The sequence below is a fragment of the Yoonia sp. R2-816 genome (assembly GCF_046762905.1).
Lineage (GTDB): Bacteria > Pseudomonadota > Alphaproteobacteria > Rhodobacterales > Rhodobacteraceae > Yoonia.
This window is the reverse complement of record NZ_JBKQXN010000242.1, coordinates 1-366: the sequence shown is the minus strand read 5'-3', so window position 1 is coordinate 366 and position 366 is coordinate 1. Positions and strand designations below refer to the sequence as shown.

1 protein-coding gene is annotated in these 366 nt (G+C 60.9%); it reads right to left on the bottom strand.

Going from position 1 to position 366, the window contains the following annotated elements:
• Positions 1 to 366: hypothetical protein (locus ACFWW2_RS16430; protein WP_393929687.1), on the bottom strand; the 366-nt coding region annotated here is incomplete at both ends.

The window sequence follows — 366 nt, the reverse complement described above, 5'->3', positions numbered from 1 at the left end:
GTGGGACGGGGGTCTGGCGCAGCAGCTTCGGAGACCAGGGCGCTGGCGGCGAGGTCAACTCCGCGCGGATTCGCTACTGCCACCATCACGCCCTGTCCTGCGAGGGCCTGGTTCAGGGCTGGGGCCAGGGCGCCACTGGCGACGTTACCCGGTTCGGCGAGAGGCATGGCGTCACTCTCGGTGGTGCGTCCCTGGTAGACAACAAGTTCACCGATAGGGCGCATGGCGCGTTCCAGATTTAGAAGTCCATGCCCGTAGATCGCTTCAACTCCGGGGTCTCCGAGATCATCAGCTGACGCGTACATAATCTGAGCAATTACGGTTGCTTTCAGGTCTTGAAACTGGCTCTTTAACAGAGCGTATCCT